Origin of the sequence: Micromonospora sp. NPDC048999 (assembly GCF_040649295.1) — a bacterium.
Lineage (GTDB): Bacteria > Actinomycetota > Actinomycetes > Mycobacteriales > Micromonosporaceae > Micromonospora.
The window spans coordinates 28,970-55,257 of sequence record NZ_JBEZFI010000029.1 but is presented as its reverse complement, the minus strand read 5'-3'; the positions used below and the strand labels follow the sequence as shown (position 1 = coordinate 55,257).

At 73.3% G+C, this 26,288-nt stretch carries 11 protein-coding genes; 6 read left to right on the top strand and 5 right to left on the bottom strand.

Features of this window, described 5'->3' with window-relative positions; translation table 11 throughout:
• Positions 1–6 precede the first annotated feature (6 nt).
• From AB0C02_RS24415 to AB0C02_RS24395, 5 genes are all read right to left on the bottom strand, one after another.
• A complete protein-coding gene (locus AB0C02_RS24415) occupies positions 7–990 on the bottom strand; it encodes a MoxR family ATPase (RefSeq protein ID WP_357551137.1) in 984 nt (327 codons plus the stop codon).
• Between the two features lie 11 nt (positions 991–1,001).
• Positions 1,002–2,282 carry a DUF4350 domain-containing protein gene (locus AB0C02_RS24410; protein WP_357551118.1) on the bottom strand — a complete coding sequence of 427 codons (1,281 nt, stop codon included), beginning with the start codon at positions 2,280–2,282 and terminating at the stop codon, positions 1,002–1,004.
• On the bottom strand, positions 2,279–2,989 hold the full coding sequence (locus AB0C02_RS24405) for a DUF4129 domain-containing protein (RefSeq protein ID WP_357551117.1): 711 nt from the start codon (positions 2,987–2,989) through the stop codon (positions 2,279–2,281). The genes AB0C02_RS24410 and AB0C02_RS24405 overlap by 4 nt, the downstream gene beginning before the upstream one ends.
• Positions 2,986–3,771: a hypothetical protein gene (locus AB0C02_RS24400; RefSeq protein WP_357551116.1), complete on the bottom strand. Its 786-nt coding sequence runs from the start codon at positions 3,769–3,771 to the stop codon at positions 2,986–2,988. Before AB0C02_RS24400 ends, AB0C02_RS24405 begins: the two co-directional genes overlap by 4 nt.
• 176 nt (positions 3,772–3,947) lie before the next feature.
• Positions 3,948–4,928, bottom strand: a complete 981-nt coding sequence (locus AB0C02_RS24395; protein ID WP_357551115.1) for a TauD/TfdA family dioxygenase — start codon at positions 4,926–4,928, stop codon at positions 3,948–3,950.
• A 161-nt stretch (positions 4,929–5,089) separates the two neighbouring features.
• On the opposite strand from AB0C02_RS24395, the gene sbnA reads away from it, so the two are divergent.
• The 6 genes from sbnA to AB0C02_RS24365 all read left to right on the top strand — a co-directional run bounded on the left by sbnA (position 5,090) and on the right by AB0C02_RS24365 (position 26,275).
• Positions 5,090–6,100, top strand: a complete 1,011-nt coding sequence (sbnA, locus tag AB0C02_RS24390) for a 2,3-diaminopropionate biosynthesis protein SbnA (protein ID WP_357551114.1) — start codon at positions 5,090–5,092, stop codon at positions 6,098–6,100.
• Positions 6,094–7,104 (top strand): 2,3-diaminopropionate biosynthesis protein SbnB, encoded by a 1,011-nt coding sequence (gene sbnB / locus AB0C02_RS24385; protein WP_357551113.1) that lies wholly within the window; start codon positions 6,094–6,096, stop codon positions 7,102–7,104. The genes sbnA and sbnB overlap by 7 nt, the downstream gene beginning before the upstream one ends.
• 88 nt (positions 7,105–7,192) lie before the next feature.
• Positions 7,193–13,609 carry an amino acid adenylation domain-containing protein gene (locus AB0C02_RS24380; protein ID WP_357551112.1) on the top strand — a complete coding sequence of 2,139 codons (6,417 nt, stop codon included), beginning with the start codon at positions 7,193–7,195 and terminating at the stop codon, positions 13,607–13,609.
• Positions 13,609–20,760 (top strand): amino acid adenylation domain-containing protein, encoded by a 7,152-nt coding sequence (locus tag AB0C02_RS24375; protein ID WP_357551111.1) that lies wholly within the window; start codon positions 13,609–13,611, stop codon positions 20,758–20,760. The genes AB0C02_RS24380 and AB0C02_RS24375 overlap by 1 nt, the downstream gene beginning before the upstream one ends.
• A gap of 281 nt (positions 20,761–21,041) precedes the next feature.
• Positions 21,042–22,808, top strand: coding sequence for a non-ribosomal peptide synthetase (locus AB0C02_RS24370; protein ID WP_357551110.1), 1,767 nt, complete (start codon positions 21,042–21,044; stop codon positions 22,806–22,808).
• On the top strand, positions 22,808–26,275 hold the full coding sequence (locus tag AB0C02_RS24365; RefSeq protein ID WP_357551109.1) for an SDR family NAD(P)-dependent oxidoreductase: 3,468 nt from the start codon (positions 22,808–22,810) through the stop codon (positions 26,273–26,275). The genes AB0C02_RS24370 and AB0C02_RS24365 overlap by 1 nt, the downstream gene beginning before the upstream one ends.
• Positions 26,276–26,288 lie beyond the last annotated feature (13 nt).

Sequence of the window (26,288 nt, the reverse complement as noted above, 5' to 3'; positions counted from 1 at the left end):
CACCCGTCACCGCGGTGCCGGAACGGTGTACAGCAGGCCTTCCAGGACGACGTCGGCGGTGGTGCCCTCGAGCTGCGCGTCGTGGCGTACCCGGATCCGGTGCCGCAGCGCCGGCCGGGCCACCCCCTTGACGTCGTCCGGGGTGACGTAGCTCCGCCCGCCCAGCCAGGCGGCCGCCTTCGCCGCGTTGAGCAGCGCGGTCGCTCCCCGTGGCGAGGCGCCCAACTCCAGCGAGGGCGCGGACCGGGTGGCCCGGCACAGGTCCACCATGTACGCGAGCACCACGTCGGCCACCTGCACCCGCCGGACCGCGCGCCGGGCGGCGGCGAGGTCGTCCGCGGTGGCCACCGGTCGTACCCCGGCGGCGACCAGGTCGCGTGGGTCGAAGCCGTTGTGGTGTGCGCACAGCATCCCGTACTCCTCGTCCCGGGACGGCAGCGGCACGGTGAGTTTGAACAGGAACCGGTCGAGCTGCGCCTCGGGCAGCGGATAGGTCCCCTCGTACTCCACCGGGTTCTGGGTGGCCGCCACCAGGAACGGATCGGGCAGCGGGCGGGGCGTCCCCTCGACGGAGACCTGCCGCTCCTCCATCGCCTCCAGCAGTGCTGCCTGCGTCTTCGGTGGCGTGCGGTTGATCTCGTCGGCGAGCAGCAGGTTGGTGAAGATCGGTCCCTCGCGGAACTCGAAGCCGGTGGTCCGGGCGTTGAACACCAGCGACCCGGTCACGTCTCCCGGCATCAGGTCGGGGGTGAACTGGAGGCGCTTCGACTCCAGCGACAGCGCCGCCGCGAGGGTCCGCACCAGTAGCGTCTTGGCCACCCCGGGTACGCCCTCCAGCAGCACGTGACCCTGGCAGAGCAGGGCGATGAGCAGCCCGGTGACCGTACCGTCCTGGCCCACCACCGCCTTGCCGACCTCGGCGCGCAGCCGGCCGAGGGCCTGGTGGGCGGCGGCCTCGTCACCGACGGGTGGGGCGGCGGCACCGGGGATCGCGGTTTCTGTCACGGCATTCCTTCCGGGAAACGGTCGGACCGAGGGGTGGTCCGCGCGACGGTGTCGACCAGGGCGTCCAACCGGGCCACCGCGACGGTGAGCTCGTCGTCCGTGACCGGTGCGGCGGGGTTGAGGATGGCGTGCACCTCGGCGGGCGGCAGGCCGGACCGTTCGGCCAACCGGCCGATGAAGCTGTCCACGTCGCGCCCGACGAACGCGGCGGCGTCGGCGCCCGGCGGCACCGGGCCGACCACCGGCGCGAGCCGACGAAGCGCGGCCGTCCGGACCGCGTCCAATGCGGTGGCACGGGCGGAGACGCGCTGGTAGAGCCGGCCTCGCCCGGTGACGATCTCGGTGGCCGGCACCAGCACCGGCAACGGCTCGGCGACCGGCGGCCCAAGCCGGCGAGCGCGGACCAGCGCGATCAACAGGCCGAGGGCGGACAGCAGCAGCAGCCCGGCCGGCAGCGCCGGCGGGAACGCCGACAACAGGGAGTCGCCTTCGCCGCCGGAGCGGTGCGGCTGCCGGTAACGGGGCAGCTGCGGCGGGTTGAGCGGGACCGGTTCCCGGACGTGCACGTCCACCCAGACCACCTGGTCGGCCTCGGACAGCAGGCCGGTGGCGAGAGCGGCGTTGCCCACCTCACCGATCCGGCCGTTGCGGAACGGGTCCGTCGAACCGACCGCGATCAGTTCCCCGCCGCCGGTGGGCGTCGCGACCAGACTCCCCCCGTAGCAGCTGTACGCCTCGCCCTCGGCCCCCTCGTAGAAGGACCGGAACACCGCGGCCGGGCCGGCCGCCCGGGCGACCTGGGCGGAGCAGTCCGGCTCGACGACATCGGTCGCCCAACGTGGATAGCCGGGAAGGAAGCCGGTGAACAACGCGGCCCGGAGCCCGGGCCGGACCAGCACCACCCGGTGCCGGTCCTCGGTCAGGTCGACCAGGAACCGCGGGTCGACCAGATCCGGGGTCGGCACGAACACGGTGGCCGGTGTGCCGCCGGCCAGCAGCTCCCGGGCCTGCGCCGAGCTGGTCGCGCGGCGCACTGTGACGCCACGCTCCGCAAGCAGCGCGGCAAGCCGGCTGGACCCGTCCCGGCCGGTGCCGGTGGGGGAGAGGGTGCCCGGATCGCCGAGGTCGGGCTCCTCCACTGTGTGGGCGACGCCGGTCACCAGGTAGAGCAGCACCAGCAGGCCGAACGGGATGGCCAGGCGGTGCCAGCGGCGGGGCCGCCGCGGGCGGGCCGGCCGGTCGGCGGGCGGGGTAGCCGCCGGGGCGGGGGTGGTCACCGGCTGACCTCCGCGGGAGACGAGCCGGCCGGATCGCCGGGCGGCCGGCCGGCGGGATCGCCGGGCTGCCGGGCGGCCGGTTCGGCGTCGAGGAGAGCGCGGACCTGCTCCGCCCAGCCGCGCATCGCACCGTCGTCCTCGACGGTGGCCGGGCGGAAGCCGTACCAGATCTCGGAGAACAGGCCGGACGCGGCGCGCAGCGGCGCGGCGACCGGTGGGCGGGCCTGGCCGGCCGCCCACGCCAACTCGGTGACCGTCCAACCGGGGACAGCGGCGATCACCTGACGCTCGACCAGGTCCCGCACCATGGCACGCAGCCGTTCACGGACCGCCTCCTTGAAGCGCCCCGCGGCGGCCAACTGGTCGGCGCTGAGCGCCAGCACGGCCGCCGGCACGTCCGGCAGCTGGTCCTCGGCCAGGTTCGACGCCTCGGCGGGCGCGGCCCGACGTCGGCGCCACGGCCACCGGAACCGGAACCGCAGCCGGCCCAAACGGAACCGGCGCCGCCCCGATCGCCGGTCGGACCGCTTCCGGTCTCGTCTGCGGCCGCGTCGGCCGGAACGGCGGGTGGGCAGCCAGGCCGGCCACCAGTACCACAACGCGGCGACCAGCAGGGTGGCCAGGAACGACAGGATCACCAGCATCGGTACGCCGCCGGGCACGACGTCGGCCAGGCGGGCGACGAGCTCGTTCCACCAGCGGATCACCGCGGCACCGCCAGCGCGGCGTCGCAGGAGACCCGACGGCTCAGCGCCCGCCGCAGGCCAAGATCCAGCCCTTCGGTACGCATCCGCAGGTCCAGGTGGAGCACGGTGTCGAGGCAGGCCAGCGTCGGGTACGCGAGGGTGTTGACCAGCAGCCACGCCGCCCCGGTGGCGAGATGATCCCGCTCGGCGGTGCCGGTGTCCAGGAACAGGCCGAGGGCGGCCCACCCGGCGATGCCGGTGGCCAGCCGAATGAACAGCCAGGACAGGTAGCCGAGCAGCCGGATCCAACCGGCCCGCAGTACGCGTCGAACCGACAGCGACATCGACCGCAGCAGCGCCCGACCCGGCCCCAGCCGGTCGATGACCAGCGCCGGCATGACCAGCCCGAGCAGCAGGAAGACCACCGGTCCGGCGACCACCGTGGCGCCGGCCACCGTGGCGAACAGGCCGATGGTCAGCGCGAGCAGCGCGGCCCGCCCCACCGGCACCGGCCGTGCCGGGGCGGCGGCGCCGAGCAGCGCGCGCGGCCCGGCGCCGGAGGTGAACGCACCCAGTACGGCGATTCCGGCCATCTCGGTGCCGAATCCGACCAGCAGCAGGAGCGCGTACCAGCCCCACCGATCCTCGTGCGGAAAGACCAGGTAGGTCACGTCGGCGGCCTGGCGGAGCGGGAACAGGACGACCTGCTCGAGCAGAGCGACCAGGAAGCCCACACCGAGCAGCAACCGGACCCGGGTACGCAGCAGCGTGGTGGCGGCGTCGAGCAGTTCGCCGACGGTCATCGGCCGCAACGGCAGGGCGCCCGGCGTCGTGACTGACTGGCGCAAAGATTCCCCCGTCGAGCGGCGATCGGCCGCCTATCCTGGCACGCCGGGCCGCTTCGGCGCGACCCCGCCGGGCAGGCACCCGGCGGGGCGGGCACCACGTTGGACGGCGCCGGCGGCGGAGGCGGCCGGCGTCACGCGGGAGACGAGGGCTCGGCCATCGCCACAGCGATCTTGCGGGGGCCGGTGAACGGCTCCCGGCCGTGCGCGGCGAGCATGTTGTCGACGATCAGGACGTCGTCACGCTGCCAATCGAAGCGGCGCTGGGCGGCGCGGTAACAGTCCCGCAGATGCGCCATGACCTCGTCGGGCACCGGGGTGCCGTCGCCGTAGTACGTGTTGGTCGGCAGGTCCGCCTCGTCGTACATCTCCCGCAGCCCCTCGCAGACCTCCTCGGCCAGCGTGGTCACGTGGAAGAAGGCGAGGTGGTTGAACCACACCGGCTCGCCGGTCACCGGGTGCTCGTGCACCGCTCGCCGGCGGGCCGTGGTACGCAGCCCGTCGCGGCCCACCCACTCGACCTCGATGCCGTTGCGGGCGCAGTACGCCGCGACCGCGGCCCGGTCGTCGGTGTTGAACGCCTGCTGCCACGGCACGCCGAAGCCCGGCGTGAAGTTGCGGACCACAGTCCAGCCGCGCCGGGTGAACTCCGCACGTACCGTCGGGTCGATCAGGCTCAGGATCCGTCGGGTGTCGGCGAGCGGCGTGGCCCCCCGGGTCTCGGGCGGGGTGATGCAGTAGAAGAACAACGTCAGCGGCCAGGTCGCCTGGTAGGAGTTCTCGTTGTGCAGGAAGATCTCCTCGGCCGGCGGGTAGTCGGTGGACGTGTAGACCTGGCCCTTGATGGTGCTGCGCGGCGATGACCGCTCGGCGTAGGTCAACGGTTCGCCGGAGACCGCGCGCACGACGCGGTCGAACCCGTCGACGCCGCCGACCTGGAAGCCACGGAGCAGGACCGCGGCGTGCTCGTGCAGCCGCCGCCGGACCATGTCGCGGGCGCCGGCGAGGAACGTGGTCGCCGACATGCCCGGGGTGGCCGCGGGGATGACGTAGGGGAGCGACGGCTCGGTGTCCGGCAGCGGTGCCGTGGGCTGAACGGACGTGACAATGCTCATCCATCGACAGTGGCCGAGGACCCGGCCGGCAGCGAGAGAACATCCGGTAGACGTGCGGGCGCGCACGGTTCTGCATGTTCTCCTCTGCGGCCGGCCGCCACTGAGCGGCACGCTCCTGAAGCACAGAGTACCCGAGCCGACGCGATGCGAGGAGCAGCCCTATGGCCGTTGCAGGACTCCCTGTTCCCGGCGTGCTCGCGACCATCGGGGCGACACCGCTCGTCGAGCTGACCAAACTCGACCCGACCAACACCTTCCGGACCTACGCCAAGCTGGAGTCGCACAACCCCGGCGGCAGCATCAAGGACCGCGCCGCGTTGGAGATGCTGCGCGAGCGGATTCGCGACGGCCGTCTCGTGCCGGGCCGCTCCGTGGTCGTCGAGTCAAGTTCGGGCAACCTCGGCATCGGCCTCGCCCAGGTGTGCGGCTACCACGGGATCCGCTTCATCTGCGTGGTCGATCCGAGGACCAACCGACAGAACATCGCCATCATGCGCGCCCTGGGCGCCGAGGTGGAAGTGGTCACCGACGCCGATCCGGTCACCGGTGAGTACCTGCCGGTGCGGATCCGCCGCGTCCGCGAGCTCGTCGCGGCGCTCGACCATGCGTACTGCCCCAACCAGTACGCGAACCCGCTGAATCCGCGGGCGCATCGCAACACCATGCGGGAGATCCTCACCGCGTTGCCGGAACCGGATTTCCTGTTCTGCGCCACGAGTTCCTGCGGCACGCTGCGGGGCTGCGCCGAGTACATCCGGACGCACCGGCTGCCGGTGACCCTCGTCGCCGTCGACGCGCTGGGCAGCGCGATCTTCAGCCCACCGATCGGCGGACGGCTGATCCCCGGCCACGGCGCCTCGATCCGTCCGGCCCTCTACGGCGAGGACCTGGCCGACGTCGTGGTTCACGTCGACGATCTCGAGGCGGTGGTGGGTTGCCGGCGCCTCGCGGTCCGCGAGGCGATCATCGCCGGCGGCTCGTCCGGCGCCGTGGTGTCGGCGATGCAGAGCATGCGCGACCGCATTCCCCCGGGCTCGACCTGCGTCCTGGTCTTCCCGGACCGCGGCGACCGCTACCTGGACACGATCTACGACGACGACTGGGTCGAGCGGCACTTCGGCGACGTGTCCCACCTGTGGAGCAAGCCCCAGTTGGAGGCGGCATCATGTTGATTCTGGGAGCCGGCGACGTCCGCTCCGTCCTCGACGGCGCGGAGCAGCGGGTGCTGGCCGCGGTCCGTGAGTCCTACGAACTGCACGCGCTGGGCCGGACATCGGTGCCCCACTCGGTGTTCCTGCGCTTCCCGGCCGACACCCGGAACCGGATCATCGCGCTGCCGGCGTACCTGGGCAGCGGGACCGCGGTGGCCGGGGTGAAGTGGGTGTCGTCCTTCCCCGACAACGTGGCCCAGGGGCTGGACCGCGCGTCGGCGGCGATCATCCTGAACTCGATGCGGACCGGCGTGCCCGAGGCGCTTCTTGAGGCGTCGGCGATCTCCGCCAAACGCACGGCGGCGAGCGCGGCCCTGGCCGCGTCGACCCTGCTGTCGGTCAACCCGTCGACCGGGGTGTCGCTGGTCGGCTGCGGGCTGATCAACTTCGAGGTGCTGCGGTATCTCCGGGCGGTGTTCCCTTCACTCGACACGGCGACGGTGTACGACCTGGACCGGGGGCGGTCGGAGTCCTTCGCGACGAAGGCGCGGTCGGCGTGGCCCACGCTCGCGGTCGACGTGGTGGAGCAGCCGGCGGACGCCCTGGCCGCACAGCGACTTGTCTCGCTGGCCACGACGGCGACCGTCCCCCACCTCGACACCGCGCACTGCCGTCCGGGGACGCTGCTGCTGCACCTCTCGCTGCGCGACCTCACCGTGGCGTCGGTGCGGTCCAGCGTGAACATCGTGGACGACGCCGACCACGTGTGCCGGGCGGCGACGTCGCTGCACCTGGCGGAGCAGGAGACGGGCAGCCGGGACTTCATCGCGTCGTCCCTGGGCGAGATCCTCGTCTCCGACGTGCCGTACGTGACGGACGAGCAGCGCCCGATCGTCTTCTCCCCGTTCGGCCTGGGCTGCCTGGACCTGGCCGTGGCCGACCTGGTCCGGCGCGAGGCGGTGGTTCGTGGCCTGGGCACCCGGCTGGACGACTTCCTGCCGTCGGGCGCCCAGGTCTTCGCCTAGGCCGGACCGCACATTTCCGGGCGCGGTGGCCGTCCACCGGGCGGCGCCGCCTCGACCCCGATCCCCGTCATGCCTCGGGAGGCAATCGATGGAAGTCAGCGGCCACTACCCGCTCTCCTTCGAACAGGAACAGTTGTGGTTTCTCGACCAGCTTCGCTCCGGGGCTCGGGAGTACCTCATGCACGCGGCGTTCCGGCTGCGCGGCCCGGTGGACCGGGCCGCGCTGACGGCCGCGCTGACCGAGGTCACCGCCCGGCACTCGGTGCTGCGTACCCGGTACGAGACGGTCGACGGCCGGCCGGTGCAGATCGTCGGTGAGCCGGCACCGGTTGACCTCAGGGTCGTCGACCTGACCGGGTGCCCGCCGGGCGAGCGGGACCGCCGGGTACGCGACTTCGGCGTGACCGAGGTGAGCAGCCCCGTGGACCTCGCTACGGCCCCCTGGCGGCTCTCGCTCGTGCTGCTCGCCCCGGACGACGCGATCCTGCTGATCGTCGTCCACCACATCGCCTTCGACAACACGTCGCTCGGCATCGTGTCCCGGGACCTGCGCCTGCTGTACGGCGCGTACGTCGCGGGCGAGGCGGCACTGCCGGAACCGCTGCCCGGCCAGTACGCCGACTACGCCCAGCGGCAGCGGGAACGCTGGGCCGCGCCCGATCCGGCGTTGACCCGCAAGCTCGACTACTGGCGTGACCGGCTCGCCGCGCTGGAGCCGCTGGACCTGCCGGCGGACCATCCGCGTCCGGCCAGCTGGGACCCGACCGGCGACACCGTGGACATCGCCGTTCCCGCCGAGCTGGCGGCCCGGCTCGTCGCCGTCGGGCGGGCGTCCCGGGCGACGCCGTTCATGGTGTTCCTGGCCGCGTTCAACCTGCTGCTCAGCCGCTACTCGGGCCGGTACGACATCAACGTCGGAGCGTCGATGACCGGGCGTCACCGGTCCGAACTGGCGCAGGTGGTGGGGCCGCTGTTCCACACGGTGGTGCTGCGTACCGACCTCTCCGGCGACCCCACCTTCGCCGAGCTGCTGGCCCGTACCCGCGACACCACGCTGGCGGCGTTCGCCCGTCAGGACGTCCCGCTCCAGCGGCTGGTCGCCGAGCTGGTGCCGGACCGCGACATGTCCCGCAATCCGCTGTTCCAGGCCGCGTTCATGGTGCACAACGCCCAGGGCGAGACGCTCGACCTGCCCGGCCTCGACGTCGAGCCGCTGCCGCTGTACTCGATGGACGCCACGTTCGACCTGTCGCTGAACCTGGCGGAGAAGGCGGGCGGCTGGTGGAACGCCCGGATGCTGTACCCGACGGCGCTGTTCGACCGCGAGCGGATCGAGCGGATGGTCGCGAACTACCTGGAGCTGCTGACGAACGTGGCGGCCCAGCCGGACGCCCCGCTGAGCCGGGTGGTGACGGTCACCGAGGCGGAGCGGGAGCGAGTGCTCGGCTGGAACCCGCCGGCCACCGAGGTGCCGGACGCCGCGCTCCCGGACCTGTTCCGGGCGCAGGCCACGGCCACCCCGGACGCCGTCGCCGTCGTCTCGGGCACCGCCCGGTTGAGCTACGCCGAGCTGGTGTCGAGGGTGGACCGACTGGCCGGCTTCCTGCGCGACCGGGGCGTCACCGCCGAGACACCGGTCGGGGTGGCCATGGGCCGCGGCACCGACCTGGTCGTGGCCCTGCTCGGCACGCTCGCCGCCGGCGGGGTCTACGTCCCACTGCCGCCTGACCTGCCGGCCGAGCGGCTGGAGTTCATGCTCGCCGACTCCGGGGTCGAGCTGGTGCTCACCGAGGCGGCGTCGCGCGACCGGCTGCCCGCGGATGGGCCCGTCGCGGTGGCGGTCGACGAGCGGTGGGACGAGATCGTCCGGTCCGCGCCGGCGGCAGCGATCGCGATCGACGCCGCGCAGGCGGCGTACGTCATGTACACCTCCGGCTCCACCGGCCGCCCGAAGGGTGTCGCGGTGACCCACGGTGGGATCCGCAACCGGGTGCGGTGGGCGGTCGAGGCGCAGGGGCTGACCCGCGCGGACCGGGTGTTGCAGAAGACGACCACCGGCTTCGACGCCTCGGTCTGGGAGTTCCTGGCGCCGCTGGTCTCCGGCGGCGCCGTGGTCATGGCGCCCCGGGACGCGCACCGCGACCCGGCCGTGCTGGTCCGGGCCGCCGCCGAGCACGAGGTCACCGTGCTCCAACTCGTACCGTCCGTCCTCCAGTTGGTCGTCAACGAGCCGGAGCTGGCCGACTGCACCGCGCTGCGGCTGGTCTGCTCGGCCGGGGAGCCGCTGCCGGCCGCCCTGGCCGAGCGCCTGCTCGACGTGCGCGACGTGGAGCTTTACAACACGTACGGCCCGACCGAGTGTTCGATCGACTCGACCGCGTGGCGGTACCGGCGCGGTGGGCCGGAGGGCGTCGTCCCGATCGGCGCCGCGCTGCCCAACGTCGAGGTGTTCGTCGTCGACGCCGACGACCAGCTCGTGCCGGTCGGGGTGCCGGGTGAGCTGTGTGTCGGCGGTGCCGGTCTCGCGCGGGGCTACCTCGGCCGCGGCGACCTCACCGCCGAGCGGTTCACCCCGCACCCGTACGCCGCCACCCCGGGCGCGCGCTGGTACCGCACCGGCGACCTGGCCCGGTGGCGCGCCGACGGGACGTTGGAGTTCGTCGGCCGGCTCGATGCGCAGGTCAAGGTGCGTGGCGTCCGGGTCGAGCCGGGCGAGGTCGAGGCCGTGCTGGCCGCCCACCCGTCGGTCGCCGCCGCCGTGGTCACCACCCACCGGGGCGCCGTCGGCGACCTGGAGCTGGTGGCCTACGTGGTGCCGGCCGACGGAGCCGAGGTGTCCGGCGAGACGCTGCGGGACCACCTCGACGCTCGGCTGCCGGCCGCGATGATCCCCTCGACCGTGGTCGTGCTCGACGCCTTCCCGACGCTGCCGAACGGCAAGCTCGACCGGGCGAAGCTGCCGGCCCCGGAAGGCGGCGCACGCGCCGACGACCCGGGCCACGTCCGGCCGCGTACCCCGACGGAGCAGGCGGTCGCCACGATCATCGGCGAGCTGGTCGGGGTGGAGCGGGTCGGCGCCGAGGACGACTTCTTCGCCCTCGGCGGACACTCGCTGCTCGCCATCAGGCTCGCCCACCGGCTGCGTCGCGGCTTCGGCATGGAGCTGACCGTCGGCGCGCTCTTCGAGGGACGGACGGTGGCCAGGATCGCCGCCCTGATCGACGCCAGCACGGCGCCGAGCGACGGGCCGGAGATCGTCCCCGTCGCCCGGGACGGTGCGCTGCCCACCTCGTTCGGCCAGCGGCGGCTGTGGTTCCTCGACCAGCTTGAGCCCGGGAGTTCCGAGTACCTGATCCCGCTGGCGTTCCGGTTCAGCGGCCCGTTGGACACCGGGGCGCTGCGGCGCGCGGTGACCCAGGTCGTCGCCCGGCACGAGGTGCTGCGCACCCGCTACGTCGGTGTGGGCGGCACGCCGTCGCAGATTGTGGACCCGCCCGGCGACGTCGCGTTCGACGTGGTGGACCTGGCGGGCACCCCGGATGCCGAGCCGCGGGCCGTGGCGATCATCGACGCGGCCAGCTCCCGCCCGTTCGACCTGGCCCGCGAGCACCCGCTGCGGGTGACCGTGGCGCGTACGGCCGCCGAGGAGCACCTGGTCACGATCACCCTGCACCACATCGCCTTCGACGCCTGGTCGATGGAGATCTTCCTGCGTGAGCTGAACGAGGCGTACGACGTGAGCCGGTCGGCCGCCGCGCCACCGGCGCGGCCGCTGCCGGTCCAGTACGCTGACTTCGCCGCCTGGCAACGGGACCGGGAGTCCGAGGGCGTCTTCGCCGAGCAGCTCGAATACTGGCGCGGCCGACTCGCCGGCCTCACCCCGGTCGAGCTGACCGCCGACCGGCCCCGCCCGGCCGAGCGCGACCCGCACGGTGACGCGGTGGTCGTCGAGGTGCCGGCGGCGGTCGCCACGGCGTTGGACAAGCTCGGCGCGCGTACCGGCGCGACCCCGTTCATGGTGCTGCTGGCCGCGTTCGACGTCCTGCTCGGCCGATACACCGGGCGTACCGACGTCGCGGTCGGCACCCCGGTGGCCGGGCGGAGCCGGCCGGAGACCGAGCATCTGGTCGGCTTCTTCGTCAACAACCTGGTCATGCGCGCCGACCTGGGCGGGAACCCGACCTTCACCAGCCTGGTCGAGCGGGTACGGCGTGGCACGGTCGAGGCGTTCGCCAACCAGGACGTGCCGTTCGAGCACCTGGTCGACGCCCTGCAGCCCAGCCGCGACATGTCCCGCAACCCGCTGTTCCAGATCATGTTCCAGGTGCAGCACACCGCCGGGCTGCTGCCCCCGACCATCGCCGGGTGCGCCGCGGTACCGATCCACAGCGGCCCCCAGGTGGCGAGGTTCGACCTCACGCTCTCGATCCGCAAGCCCGCCGAGGGCGGACTGCGCTGCCGGTTCGAGTACGCGACCGCGCTGTTCGACCGGTCGACGATCGAGCGCCTCGCCGGCCACTACCTGCGGTTGCTGGAGCGCGTCGGGGCCGATCCGGACCGCCGGCTGGACGAGCTCGACCTGCTCTCCGCCGCCGAGCGGCACACGATCCTGCGCGATTGGCCGAACCCGGCGGCGGACCGGCTGGACGCGCTCGATCCACCCGCCGAGCGGCACCTCTGCGTGCCGGAGCTGTTCGAGCGGGCGGTGGCCCGCACCCCGGCGGCGACCGCCGTGGTCTTCCAGGACCAGGAGATCAGCTTCGCCGAACTCAACGCGCGGGCCAACCGGCTGGCGCACCGGCTCCGGGCGGTCGGCGTCGGGCCGGAAACCGTCGTCGGCTCGTGCCTGGAACGGGGCGTCGAACCGGTCGTCGTGCTGCTCGCCGTGCTCAAGGCCGGCGGTGTGTACGTGCCGTTCGACCCGGAGCACCCGGCGGAACGGCTCGACTACATGCTGGCCGACGCCGGGGCGCACACGGTGGTGACCACCCGGAGCTTCGCCGACCGGGTACGGCAGCCCGGCCGACGGGTGCTGTTGGCCGACGACGAGGACTCCGTCGCCGGGATGCCGTCGACCAACCTCGGCGCCGTGGCGCGGCCGGACAACCTCGCCTACATCATCTACACCTCCGGGTCGACCGGCCGGCCGAAGGGCGTGATGATCCAGCATCGGTCGTACGCCCACCACTGCCGGGTGATCGCCGACGCGTACGGCATCGGCCCGGGTGAGCGGGTGGTGCTGCTCTCGGCGCTCACCTTCGACCTGGCGATGGACCAGATCGCGGTGACCCTGGTCGCCGGCGCCACGCTCGTGGTCAGCGACCCGGTCTTCTGGCTGCCCGCCGAGCTGCCGGCCAAGCTGTCCCGGTACGGCGTCACGATCATGGAGATCACCCCTGCCTACTACCGGGAGATGCTCGAGTCCGACGTGGACAAGCTCGCCGGGATGAGGCTGATGAACGTCGGCGCCGACGTGGTCACCGTCGCGGACGCCCAGCGGTGGGCGGCGACCGGGCTGCCCGGCCGGTTCCTGTGCAACTACGGACCGACCGAGGCCACCATCACCTGCATGCTCAACCCGGTGGCGGGCGACCTCGCCGGCGAACGCGGCACGGCGACGCTGCACATCGGTCGACCGGTTGCCGGCACCCGGGTGCACGTGCTGGACGCCCAGCTCCGCCCGCTCCCGGTCGGGGTGCCGGGCGAACTGTGCATCGGCGGCGTACGGCTGGCCCGCGGCTACCACGAGCGACCCGAACTGACCGCCGAGCGGTTCGTCCCCGACCCGTTCGGGACCGAGCCGGGCGCGCGGCTCTACCGCACCGGCGACCTCGTCCGGTACCGGCCGGACGGCACGGTCGAGTTCCTCGGCCGGCTCGACCACCAGGTGAAGATCCGTGGCTTCCGGATCGAGTTGCCGGAGATCGAGGCCGCGCTGGCCAAACACCCCGCAGTCGCCGCGGCGGCCGTGGTGGCCAGGGAGGTGGCCCCGGGGGACAAGCGGCTCGTCGCCTACCTGGAGTGCGGGACCGACACCCAGCCCGACATCGCCGCGCTGCGCGCGCACCTGCGGGAGCTGCTGCCCGACTACATGGTCCCGTCGGTCTGGGCGACGGTGCCGGCCCTGCCGTTGAACTCGAACAAGAAGGTCGACCGCGCCGCGCTACCCGCCCTCACCCCGTCCCAGCTCGACGGCGCCCGGGAGTACGTCGCCCCCCGCGACCCGACCGAGGAGATCATCGCCAGGATCTGGGCCGACGTGCTCGGCGTCGACCGGGTCGGGGTGCACGACGACTTCTTCGGACTCGGCGGCCATTCGCTGCTGGCCACCCGGGTCCTGGCCCGGCTGCGCCAGGCCTTCGTGACCGAACTTCCGCTGCGCTGCCTGTTCGAGGCGACGACCGTGGCCGACCTGGCCGCGGTGACGACCGAGCACATCGCGGCGGAGCTCGACGGGATGACCGACGCGCAGCTGCGCGAGCTGCTCTCACGAGAAGGTGTGTGATGACTGAAGCCCTCGCCCGGACCGACCTTCGCGCGGAGCTGCTCCGACGGCGGCTGCGCGGCGATGTGACGGTCGCCCCCGACAACAGCATCCGACGCGCACCGCGTCCCGGCCCGCTCGCGGTGTCGTTCGCGCAGCGCCGGCTGTGGATTCTCGAACAGCTGCGCGGCGGCGGCACCGAGTACCTGATGACCACCGGGCTGCGGTTGTCCGGCCCGCTCGACACCGGCGCGCTGCGTACCGCGCTGGACGGGGTGGTGGCCCGGCACGAGGTGCTGCGCACCCGGTACGTCGTGGTCGACGACGAACCGGTCCAGGTGGTCGACGATCCGGGCCCGGTCGCGTTGGCCGAGGTGGACCTGCGCGACCTCGACCGGGCGGCGCAGGACGTCCGGCTCGTCGGCTGGACCAGCCACGACCGCCACCCGGTCGACCTGGCGGCCGGTCCGGTTCTCACCGCCACGCTGGCCCGGCTGGCGGACGAGGAGTACGCGCTCCTGGTGACCCTGCACCACATCGCGTTCGACGAGTGGTCGGAGCAGCTGCTCTGGCGCGAGCTGGAGCGCCGGTACGCCGCCGCGCTGGTCGGCGAGGCGGCCACCCTGCACCCGCTGCCGGTCCAGTACGCGGACTTCGCCGCGTGGCAGCGTACGGCGATGTCCGGCGTCGCCCTGGACCGGCAGCTCGCCTACTGGCGCGGGAAACTGGCCGGGGCGGGCCCGCTGGAGCTGCCGGCCGACCGGCCGCGCCCGGCGGTGCGGGACAGCGCGGGCGGGAAGGTCCCGTTCGTGGTGCCCGCGCCCGTCGCCGGCCGGCTGACCCGACTCGCCCGCCAGGCCGGCGCGACGCCGTTCATGGCGCTGCTCGCCGCGTACACGATCCTGCTCGGCCGGCACGCCGGACAGACCGACGTGACGGTCGGCACCCCGGTGGCCGGCCGGGACCGGGCCGAGGTGCAGGACCTGATCGGCTTGTTCCTCAACACCCTGGTGCTGCGTACCGACCTCTCCGGCGACCCGTCGTTCGCGGAGGTGCTGCGGCGGGTCAAGGAGACGGCGCTGGACGCGTACGCCCATCAGGAGCTGCCGTTCGAGCGGCTGGTGGAGGAGCTGGCCCCGGAGCGCGACCCGGCCCGGACCCCGCTGTTCTCCACCATGTTCCTCTGGGACGGCGCTGGCGCCGCGCCGCAACGGCGCTTCGGCGGGCTGCGCGCCGAGCCGCTGCCGGTCGGGGAGAGCGATGCCAAGTTCGACCTGACGGTCGCCGTGGCCGACCGGCCGGACGGGTCACTGGCCGGCGCGGTGAACTACGCCACCGCACTGTTCGACCGGGAGACCGCCGAGCGGTTCGCCGCCCAGTTCGTCGAGCTGGTCAGCGGCCTCGCGGACGCACCGGAGACGCCGGTCAGCCGATTGTCCGTGCTCCCCGCGGCCGAGCGCCGGCGGGTGCTGGAGGAGTGGAACGACACGGCGGTCGACTATCCGTCGGACACCCTGCCGGAGCTGTTCGAGCGGCAGGTGACGGAGACCCCGGACGCGGTCGCGGTCCTGTTCGGTGCCGAGGCCGTCACCTACGCCGAGCTGAACATCCGGGCCAACCGGCTCGCGCACCAGCTGATCAAGGCCGGGGTGGGGCCGGAGTCGGTCGTCGGCGTCCGCCGGGAGCGGAGCCCGGAGCTGGTGGTGGCGCTGCTGGCCATCCTCAAGGCGGGCGGCGCGTACCTGCCGCTCGATCCGGACAACCCGGCCGACCGGCTGGCGTACATGTGCGCGGACGCCGGGGCCACCATCGTGCTCGACGAGACCGACCGGTTCCCCGCCGACGGCGGGTCGGCCGGCAATCCCGGCGCCGCGCCGGGCCCGGACCATCCCGCATACGTGATCTACACATCGGGGTCGACCGGTCGGCCCAAGGGGGTTGTGGTCCCGCACCGGGCGATCGTCAACCGACTGCACTGGATGCAGGACGCGTACCGGCTGGACCCGACCGACCGGGTGCTGCAGAAGACCCCGTACGGCTTCGACGTCTCGGTGTGGGAGTTCTTCTGGCCCCTGATCACCGGGGCCACGCTGGTGCTGGCCCGCCCCGGCGGTCACCGCGACCCGAGCTACCTGGCCGACCTGATCACCAGCGCGCGGATCACCACCGTCCACTTCGTACCCACCATGCTGCGGGCGTTCCTCGCCGAGCCGCACCCCGCGCTGTCGTCGCTGCGCCGGATGATCTGCAGCGGCGAGGCGCTCCCCGCCGACCTGGCCGAGGCCGTGCACGAGCGGATCGGGTGCGAGCTGCACAACCTGTACGGCCCCACCGAGGCGGCGGTCGACGTCACCGCAGCGCGCTGCGTACCGGGCACGCCGGTGACGATCGGCCGACCGATCGCCAACACCCGCAGCTACATCGTCGACGACGCCCTGCGGCCGGTCCCGATCGGGGTTCCCGGTGAGCTGCTGCTCGGCGGGGTGCAGCTGGCCCGGGGCTATCTCAACCGGCCCGAGCTGACCGCTGACCGATTCGTCCCCGACCCGTTCGACCGGCGGGCCGGCGAGCGGTTGTACCGCACCGGCGACCGCGCCCGGTACCGGCCGGACGGCAGCATCGAGTACCTCGGCCGGCTCGACCGCCAGGTGAAGATCCGCGGCCACCGGATCGAACTCGGCGAGGTCGAGGCGGTGCTGGGGGAGCTGCCCGGCCTGGCCGCGGCCGCGGTCGCCGTGCACGACGGGCAGCTGGTCGGGTATCTCGTCGCCGGGGCCGACGCCGAGGTCGACGTGACCGCCGTGGTGTCGTTCCTGCGCGACCGGCTGCCCGAGGCGATGGTCCCGAGCCACTGGGTGCCACTGGCCGCGCTGCCGCTCACCAGCAGCGGCAAGCTCGACCGCGCCGCGCTGCCGGCACCCGAGAAGGGCCGGACCGCCGTGGCCGGCGCGTACGTCGCCCCCCGCACCGAGCTGGAGCGGAGCGTGGCCGACGCGCTCACCGCAGCCCTGGGCATCGACCGGATCGGCGTGCATGACCGCTTCTTCGATCTGGGTGGCGACTCGATCCGGGCGATCCGGGCGATCGGCCGGCTGCGCGCTGCCGGGCTGAACCTGTCGGTCCAGGACATCTTCACCCACCAGACCCCGGCCGAGCTGGCGACGGCGGCCGGCCGGGCGGACGCCGCCGCAGAGGAAGCCCTCGTCGGCCGGTTCACGCAGCTCACCCCGGCCGACCGGGACCGGCTGCCGGACGGATTGGTCGACGCCTACCCGATGGGTCAGGTGCAGGCCGGCATGGTCTACGAGATGCTCGCCGACACCGAACACCCGGCGTACCAGAACGTCACCAGCTTCCCGATCACCGACGACGGCCCGTTCTCGCTGACCGCGCTCCGCGCGGCCGGGCAGCAGCTGGTCGACCGACACGAGATCCTACGAACCGCGTTCGACATGTCCGGGTACTCGGAGCCGATGCAGCTCGTGCACGCGACCGCCCGGGCCGAGATCGGCTACGACGACCTGCGCGCACTGCCCGAGGCCGAACAACAGGCGGTGATCGCCGAGTACCGGGACACCATGCGGACCAGCCCGGTGGACGTGGCACACGCCCCACAGCTGCGCTGGCACGTGCACCGGACCGGCGAACGAGACTGGGTGCTGACCCACACCGAATGCCACGCCATCCTCGACGGCTGGAGCCACCATTCGCTGATCGGCCAGCTGCGCGCGACGTACCGGGCGATCCGCGACGGCGAGACCGACGGGCCCGGCGGCGCGCCCGAGGCCCGGTACGCCGACTTCATCGCGCTGGAGCGCCGGTCCCTCGCCGACGCGGCGGACCAGGAGTTCTGGCGGGACCGGGTGTGCGGTTTCGACCGGCTGCGGCTGCCGTCGGACACCGCCCCGGCCGGCTACGGCAAGGTCGAGGAGCTGCGGGTGTCCTGGCGGCACCTGGAGCCCGCCGTGCGCGACCTCGTCGCGCGGACCCGCACGTCGCTCAAGACCGTGCTGCACACCGCCCACCTCGCGATGCTCGGGATCATCACCGGGCAACGCCGGTTCTTCGGCGGACTGGTCTGCAACGGCCGCCCCGAACTGCTGCGCGGCGACGAGGTGCTCGGCATGCACCTCAACACGCTGCCGTTCGCGGTGGACCTGCGGGCGCCGTCCTGGCGGGAGCTGCTGCGGGCCGTGTACGACGAGGAGTTGGCGCTGTGGCCGCACCGGCGGTACCCGCTACCCGCGATCCAACGCGAGTGGGGCGGCGGCACGCCGCTGATCGACGTGATCTTCTCCTACCTCGACTTCCACGTCCTCGACGACCAGCAGGAGGCGTTCGGCACGATCGTCGACGACAGCCCGAACGAGTTCAACCTCAACGTGCTGACCTTCCCCGGCGAGGTGCGGCTGGAGTGCCGGGCCGGCTGGGCCACCCGGGAACGCCTCGACGCGCTTGGCGCGACCTACCTCGAACTGCTGGAGGCGATGGTCGCCGACGGCGGCGCGAACCCCGTCGAGCTGGGCTCCACCTCGGCGGAGCGGCTCAGCGTACCGGCGCCGACCTGGCGTACGCCGCCCGAGGTCTGCGTCACCGACCTGTTCGCCGCCCAGGTCGCGGCCCGGCCGGACGCGGTGGCGGTCGAGTTCGGCGAGCAGCGCCTGACCTACCGCGAGCTGGACGCCCGGGCCAACCAGCTGGCCTGGGCACTGCGCGAGCACGGGGTGGGCCCCGACACGCCGGTCGGGGTGTGCCTGGACCGTGGCCTCGACGTGGTCCCCGCCCTGCTCGGCGTCCTGAAGGCCGGCGGCTGCTATCTGCCGCTGGACCCGAAGTACCCGGACTCCCGGGTCGGGTACATCCTGGACGATGCCGGGGCCCGGGTGCTGCTCACCCAACCGGACCAGGCGCACCGCTTCGCGGCGGACGCCGAACTCACCACCATCGTGCTGGACCCGGCCTGGCGGTCGCTGGCCGACCGGCGGACCGACACCCCCGACGTGCGGCTGTCGCCGGACAACCTGGCCTACGTCACCTACACCTCGGGCTCGACCGGCCGGCCCAAGGGTGTGCTGGTGCCGCACCGCGGAGTGGTCCGGCTGCTGCAGGACCCGAACTACACGACCCTCGACGAGGAGCAGACGCTGCTGCTGCTCAGCGCGCTCGCCTTCGACGTCTCCACGTTCGAGATCTGGGGCGCGCTCTGCACCGGCGCCCGGCTGGCCGTCTGCCCACCGGGCGCCCCCACCGCGGCCGAGCTCGAGGAACTGCTGCGCCGGCACGGGGTCACCGTGCTGTGGCTGACCTCCGGCCTGTTCAACACCATCGTGGACGTCCGGCCCGAGGCGCTGACGGCGGTCCGGCACCTGCTGGTCGGCGGCGAGGCGCTCTCCCCGCCGCACGTACGCAAGGCGCTCGAACTCGGCGTACCGGTCGGCAACGGGTACGGCCCGACCGAGGGCACCACATTCGCCACCGTGCACCCCCGGGTCTCCCTGCTGGAAACCGAGCACTCCATTCCGATCGGCGTCCCGGTCTCACACACCCGGGTCCAGGTCGTGGACCACGATCTCAACCCGGTCCCGTTCGGTGTGCCGGGGGAACTGCTGCTCGGCGGCCCCGGCGTGGTCCGCGGCTACCAGGGCCGCCCTGACCTGACCGCGGAACGCTTCGTACCGGACCCGTCCGCCACCGAACCGGGGGCGCGGCTGTACCGCACGGGGGACATCGTCCGGCAGAACCCCGACGGCACCCTCCACTACATCGGTCGGCAGGACCACCAGGTGAAGATCCGCGGGCACCGGGTGGAACTGGGCGAGGTGGAGGCGGCGCTCGCCGAGCTGCCGTCGGTCCGGACCGCGGCGGCCGCAGCGCACCAGGGCTCCGACGGGGTCAAACAGCTTGTCGGGTACGTGGTCCTGGACGCCGACGGACCTGACGACCCGGCCCGGCTCGGCGACCTGATGCGTCGGCGGGTCCCCGACTTCCTGGTGCCGACCGCGTGGGTACGGCTGGATCAGCTCCCCCTGAACGCGAGCGGCAAGGTCGACCGGGTGGCGCTGCCGTTGCCGGTGGCGGCCAGCCGGACCCGGGAGTTCAGTGCGCCCCGCACCCCGGCCGAGCGGGTGGTGGCGGACCTCTGGGCGGAAGTGTTCGGGCTGCCGAGGGTGGGCCGGCACGACGACTTCTTCGACCTCGGCGGGCACTCGCTGCTGATCCTGCGGATGATCGCGATGCTGCGGCAGCGGCACGGCATCGAGGTGCCCGTCCGGTCCTTCCTGACCCACCGCACCGTCGAGGCGCTCGCCGAGTCGATCGACAGCGGGGAGCTGCCGACCCAGGCCCTGCTCTGGCTCAATCGTGCCGGCGACCGGGCGCCACTGGTCTGCATCCACCCCGGTGGCGGCAGCGCGCACTGGTACCAGCGTCTGGTCGTGCATCTCGACCCGGACCTCCCGGTGGTCGCCTTCGAATGGCCCGGACTGCAGGGCGACTCGGGGAAGGTGCCGGCCACGGCCGACATGGCGGCCCGGTACGTCGCCGAGCTGCGCGAGGCCGTGCCACAGGGCCCGTACCGGATCTTCAGCTGGTGCGGCGGAAGCGGGGTGGCCAGCGAGGTCGTGCACCGGCTGACCGCCGACGGCGAGGACGTCACCTTCATCCTGCTGGACCCGGCGCTGGACTGTAGCGAGAAGCAGCACCTCTGGGACGAGTTCGGGCTGATCAAGAAGTGCGTCGCCAACCTGGAGAAGCTCGCCGGCGCGGCGCCGGACGAGGACACCTCGCGGCTGCGCCTGGAGACCATCGGGCTGCTGGAGCACCTGGTCGACGACTTCGTCGGGGACGACGGCATCACCCTGCCCGAGCGTGGCGCGGGAGACATGTGGCTCCCTGCGGCGCGGATGTGGGCGGAGGTGATGGAGATGATGATGACGTACCAGCATCGCCACCATGCCGGACGGCTGCACCTGATCGTGAGTGACGAGCTCGCGCAGGGCGAGCACGAGGTCGTCGACGCCGGGCAGAGCTTCACCGAGTACCTGGCGCGCTGGCGGGAGTTGACGGCCGACGTGGAGGTCCACCGGATGGCCGGTGACCACTTCTCGGTGATGCGGGAGCACGTCCCGCAGCTCGCCCGGACCATCATGGACCGGCTGGGCGACCGCCGCTGATCTGCTCGACGGTGCGTCCGGTCCCGATCGCGGGACCGGACGCATCGTCATGTCCGCCGGCCGACGGCACACGTTCGGCGCGTGCCGCCGGCGACAGCACGCACTCGGCCGCGGACAAAAACGAACGCGCAGCGGCGCCGGCAAACCGGCCTGTCGCTGCTTCTCTGCCGCCGGAACAGCCGGGCGAGCAGGCTGAAGTCGATCGCCGGCACAGCCGCGACGGGACACGCCGAGTGGTGGGAGACCGAAGTGGACAAACATTTGGGCGGAAGTGGCCCCCGATGAACGACGACTCGACCCAGTGCCTGCACGACATGTTCGCGCGGCATGCGGACGCCGCCCCGGACGCGATCGCCGTCGTTGCGGGCGATGAGTCGATCACCTACGGACAGTTGCGCGAGCGTTCCCGACAACTGGCCGCGGTTCTGCGGGCACAGCACGTCGGGCCCGACGCCGTGGTCGGCCTGCACGTGCCGCGCTCCATCGACATGCTCGTCGGGATCCTGGGCATCCTCGAGGCCGGGGCGGCGTACCTGCCGCTGTGGGTCGGTCACCCGGCCGACCGGCTCCGGTTCATGCTTGCGCACTCCGGAGCGCGGGTCCTCGTCGAGTCCGACGCGACCCGGTGCGGCCTGCCGGAGTTCGACGGGATCCGGGTCCCGGTCGACGCCCGGCTCGGCGCCGTGCCGGCCGAGGCCGGACCGCGCGCCACCCCGGACCACCTCGCCTATGTCATCTACACCTCCGGCACGACCGGCACCCCGAAGGGCGTCGCCGTGCCACACCGCGCCGCCGCCCGCATCGTCCGGTCCGGGATATACGGCACGTTCGACCCGGGCCAGACGTTCCTGCAGTCCTGCCCGCTGTCGTTCGACGCGTCGGTCTTCGAGATCTTCGGCTGCCTGGCCAACGGGGGGCGGCTGGCGATCCTGCCCGACCAGCGGGTCTCCGCGGAGCTGATCGCGCAGACGGTCCGCCGTGCCGGGGTCACCACGCTCTGGCTCACCCCCACCCTGTTCAACCGCATCGTCGACGACGCGTTGCTCGACGGGACGGGCCTGCACCAGGTCGTGGTCGGCGGCGAGGTCCTGTCGAGCGCCCATGTCGCGCACGCGCTGCGGTCGCTCGGCACCCGGATCGCCAACGGGTACGGCCCGACCGAGGCCGGGGTCTTCGCCTGCTGCCACCAGTTCACGGCGGCCGACCTGGCGCAGTCCCCGCCACCGGTCGGCCGGCCGCTGCCCGGCACCGAGGTGCACATCCTGGACGAGCGGCTGCGCCCGGTTCCCGATGGCGAACCGGGTGAGCTCTACATCGGCGGCGACGCGCTGGCCCGCGGCTACCACAACCGGCCGGACCTCACCGCCGCGGCGTTCGTGCCCGACCCGATCGGCGCCCGGCCCGGCGCCCGGCTGTACCGCTCCGGCGACCTCGCCCGGATGCTGCCCGGCGGGCTGGTGCAGGTGTTGGGCCGGACCGACGACCAGGTGAAGATCCGCGGCAACCGGGTCGAACTCGGCGAGGTCGAGTCGGCGCTGGCGGAGCTCCCGGAGATCCGGCAGGCCGCCGTGGTCGACCGGACGCAGGGCGCCGACCGGATCCTCGCCGCGTACGTCGTACCGGCCACCGTCGCGCCGACCGTCGCCGAGCTGCGCCGCCGGCTCGCCGCGCGGCTGCCCGACTACATGATCCCGTCCGAATACCACCGGGTCGAGGCGCTGCCGCTCAGCCAGCACGGCAAGCTCGACCGGGCCGCGCTGCGCGCCGACACCGACGCCCCCCGGCTCGAACTGGGCAGCCGGTATGCGGCCGCGGCCTCCGAGGTGGAGACCGTGATCGCCGCGGTCTGGGCGGAACTGCTCGAGGTGCCCACGGTGGGCGTCGACGACAACTACTTCGACCTCGGCGGCACGTCGGCGTCGGTGCCGGTGCTGAACCGGCGGATCCAACAGGAGCTGGGCGCGCAGCTGCCGGTCACGGCGCTCTACGAGTACCCGACCGTCCGGAGCCTGGCCGAATCGATCGCGGGCGTGGGGGTGCGGGGCTGATGAGCCAGGAACCGATCGCCGTCATCGGCATGGCGGCCACCATGCCCGGGGCGTCCGACCTCGACGAGTTCTGGGCCAACCTGCGGGCCGGACGGGAGTCGATCACCTTCGGCACGCCGCTGACCGTCGACGACGACCAGACCGGCCGGCGGTGGGTCCACGCCCGCGGTGTGCTCGACGAGATCCGGCGCTTCGACTACGAGTTCTTCGGCATCCCCCGGCGGGAGGCCGAGGTCCTCGACCCGCAGCACCGCCTCCTGCTGGAACACGCGTGGGCCGCGATGGAGGAGGCCGGCTACGACGTGCACCGGCTCACCGAGCGGGTCGCGGTCTACACCACGGCCGGGCCGAACACCTACCGCGAGGGGCGGGAGTTCGGCGCGCACTCGGCCGCCGAACGACTGCTCGTCGACCTGTCCAACGCACCGGACACCCTCTCCACCCGCATCTCCTACAAGCTCGGCCTCACCGGCGAGAGCCTCAGCGTGCGTACCGCCTGCTCCTCGTCGCTGGTCGCGGTCCACCTGGCCGCCGAGGCGGTACGCGCCGGCCGGGCCGATCTCGCGCTGGCCGGTGCGGTCAACATCCGCTGCCACGACAGTCTCGCCTACGAACAGCAGGACGGCTTCATCCTCTCCGGCGACGGCCACACCCGCGCCTACGAGAAGCGCGGCACCGGCTACGTGGAGGGCGACGGCGTCGGGGTCGTCCTACTGCGCCGGCTCTCCGACGCCATCGCCAGCGGCGACCACATCCACGCCGTGATCCTCGGCGGCGGGATCAACAACGACGGCAAGGCCAAGGCGGGCTTCTCCGCGCCCGGGGTCGAGGGGCAGTCGGCGGCGATCAGCGCGGCGCTCGCCGCGGCGGGCGTGCCGGTCGAGTCGATCCACCTGGTGGAGGGGCACGGCACCGGTACCGCCGTCGGCGACCCCATCGAGGTACGGGCGCTCACCCGCGCCTACCGGCAGCACACCGAGGAGAGCGGGTTCTGCGCGCTCAACTCGGTGAAGGCGAACGTCGGGCACCTCGGCTACGCGGCGGGCATGGCGGGGCTGATCAAGGCGATCCTGTCGGTCAAGCACGGCGAGATCCCGCCCGCGCCGGACTTCGACCAGCCCAACCCGGGCATCGACTTCGCGGACTCCCCGTTCTACGTCAACCGCACGCTGCAGCCGTGGCCGGATGGCCCGCGCCGGGCCGGCGTCAGCTCCTTCGGCATGGGCGGCACCAACGTCCACCTCGTCGTGGAGCAGCCGCCCCAGCCGGCGCCGGCCGAACCTCATCCGTCGGCCGAGCACGCGGTGCTGCTCTCGGCCCGCAGCGAGGAAGCGCTGCACGCCCTGCGGGAGCGGCTGTCGGCCTGGCTGACCCGCCAGCCGGACGTGGCGCTGGCCGACCTCGCGTTCACGCTGGCGGTCGGCCGCCGGCCGCAGCCGCGCCGCTGGGCCGCCGTCGTCTCGTCGACTGCGGAGCTGGCCCGGGTGCTGGCCGGCGAGCACCCGGCCGGGCCCGGTGCCGGGGAACTGGCCGACCTGGCCCGGGAGTGGGCCGGCGGCGCGGAGGTCGACTGGGCGGCCCGGTACGCGGGCCGGCGGTGCCACCGGCTGTCCCTGCCCACCTACCCCTGGCAGGGCGAGGAGCTGTGGGTGCCGGTCGCCGACCAGCGGGTCACCCCGGGCGGCGACGCCGCCGGGCGTACGCCGCAGGAGCAGGAACCGGTCGACCGGTGGCTGTACCGGCAGGTGTGGACCCGGACCGGGTTGCCCCGCCCGCACCACCGGGGCGACCTGACCCGGACCGACGGCGCCTGCCTCGTCCTCGGCGACCACGCCGAACCGGCCGCGACGGTACGGGCCGAGCTCGCCGCCGCCGGACTGACGGTGGTGCCCGTGGAGCCGGCCACCGAGTTCGACGTGACGACCGAAGGCGTGGTGCGGGTACGACCGGGGGAGCCCGGCGACCTGGCCCGCCTGGTCGACCACGTGGTCGCCGAGACCGGCCCGATCACCCGGGTGGTGCGGCTGCGCTCCGGCGGCGCCCCCGCCGAAGCGGCGCTCGCCACCGGCGTGCTCGGCACACTGTCGCTGGTCCGGGCCCTGGTGGCGGCCGGGCAGTCGCCCGAGCTGTGGGTCGTGACGCAGAACGCCCAGCCCGTCGGGGACGCCACGGCGGTGGACCCGGCGGCGGCGGCGCTGCTCGGGCTCTGCCAGGTCCTCCCGCAGGAGCATCCCGACCTGGGCTGCCACGCGCTGGACTTCGCGGCCGGCACGCCCGCCACCGAGGTCGCGGCCCGACTGCTGGCCGAACTGGCGAGCCCGGCGGAGACGCCGGAGGTCGCCTACCGCGGCGCCGACCGGCACGTCCCGACCTTCGACCGGCTGGACACCGCGGGCGGGGTGGCCACGCCGGTCCGGCCGGGCGGGGTGTACCTGGTCGCCGGCGGCTCCGGCCGGATGGGCCTGGCGATCGCCACCCACCTCGCCGCGTCCGGCGGAACCCGGATCGCGCTGGTGTCCCGCCACGGCCGGCCGCCCGCCCCGGACACCGCCCGCCGACTGCGTGAACTCGGCGCCGAAGTGCTCACCCTGCCCGCCGACATCGCGGACGAGCGGCGGATGACCCAGGTGGTCGAGGAGGTCAACCGGCACTGGGGCCCGGTCAACGGCGTGGTGCACGCGGCCGGGATCGAGGGCGCGGGCGACGGCTTCACGTTCGTCGCCGAGACCTCCGACGACCACGCCCAGGACCTGCTGCGGCCCAAGACGACCGGAATCGGCGTCCTCGACCGCGTCACCCGCGCCCAGCCGTTGGACTTCTTCCTGGTCTGCTCGAGCCTGAGCGCGGTCCTCGGTGGCATCACCTTCGGCGTCTACACGGCAGCCAACCGCTACCTCGACGCGTACGCCGAATGGCGCAGCGCGAACGGTGCCCCCTGGGTGAGCGTCGACTGGGACGTGTGGCGGTTCGACGACGCCGCCGCAAGCCTGGGCACCGCCGCCGCCACGGCGACGGCGATGGGCGTGGACCAGGCGACCGGGCTGCTGGGCTCGATCGTGGCCGCCGGGGACGCCCGGCTCGTGGTGTCGACGGTGCCGCTCGCCGAGCGCGTCGACCGGGTGCGTCGGCTGCTGCGGCGGCCGGCCGACGAACCGGACGGCGCCGAGCCGATCGCGGCGACGCAGGACGAGCTGTGCGAACACCTCAAACAGATCGTCGGCGACCTGGTCGGGGTGGACGACCTGGTCGACGACGACGAACTGCTGGCGGTCGGCTGCGATTCGCTGACCTTCCTGGAGGCGCGGGCGCGGTGGGAGAAGCGCATCCGGGTCAAGGTGCCGATCACGCGACTGTGGGGCTGCCGCACCTTCGCCGAACTGGCCGAGGTCGCCTGGCAGGTGGTCAACGAGGAACACGCCGTCGCGCAGGACGCCGGTCGGCTGGCGCTGCGCCACCTGGCCGGATAACCGCACCGATCCG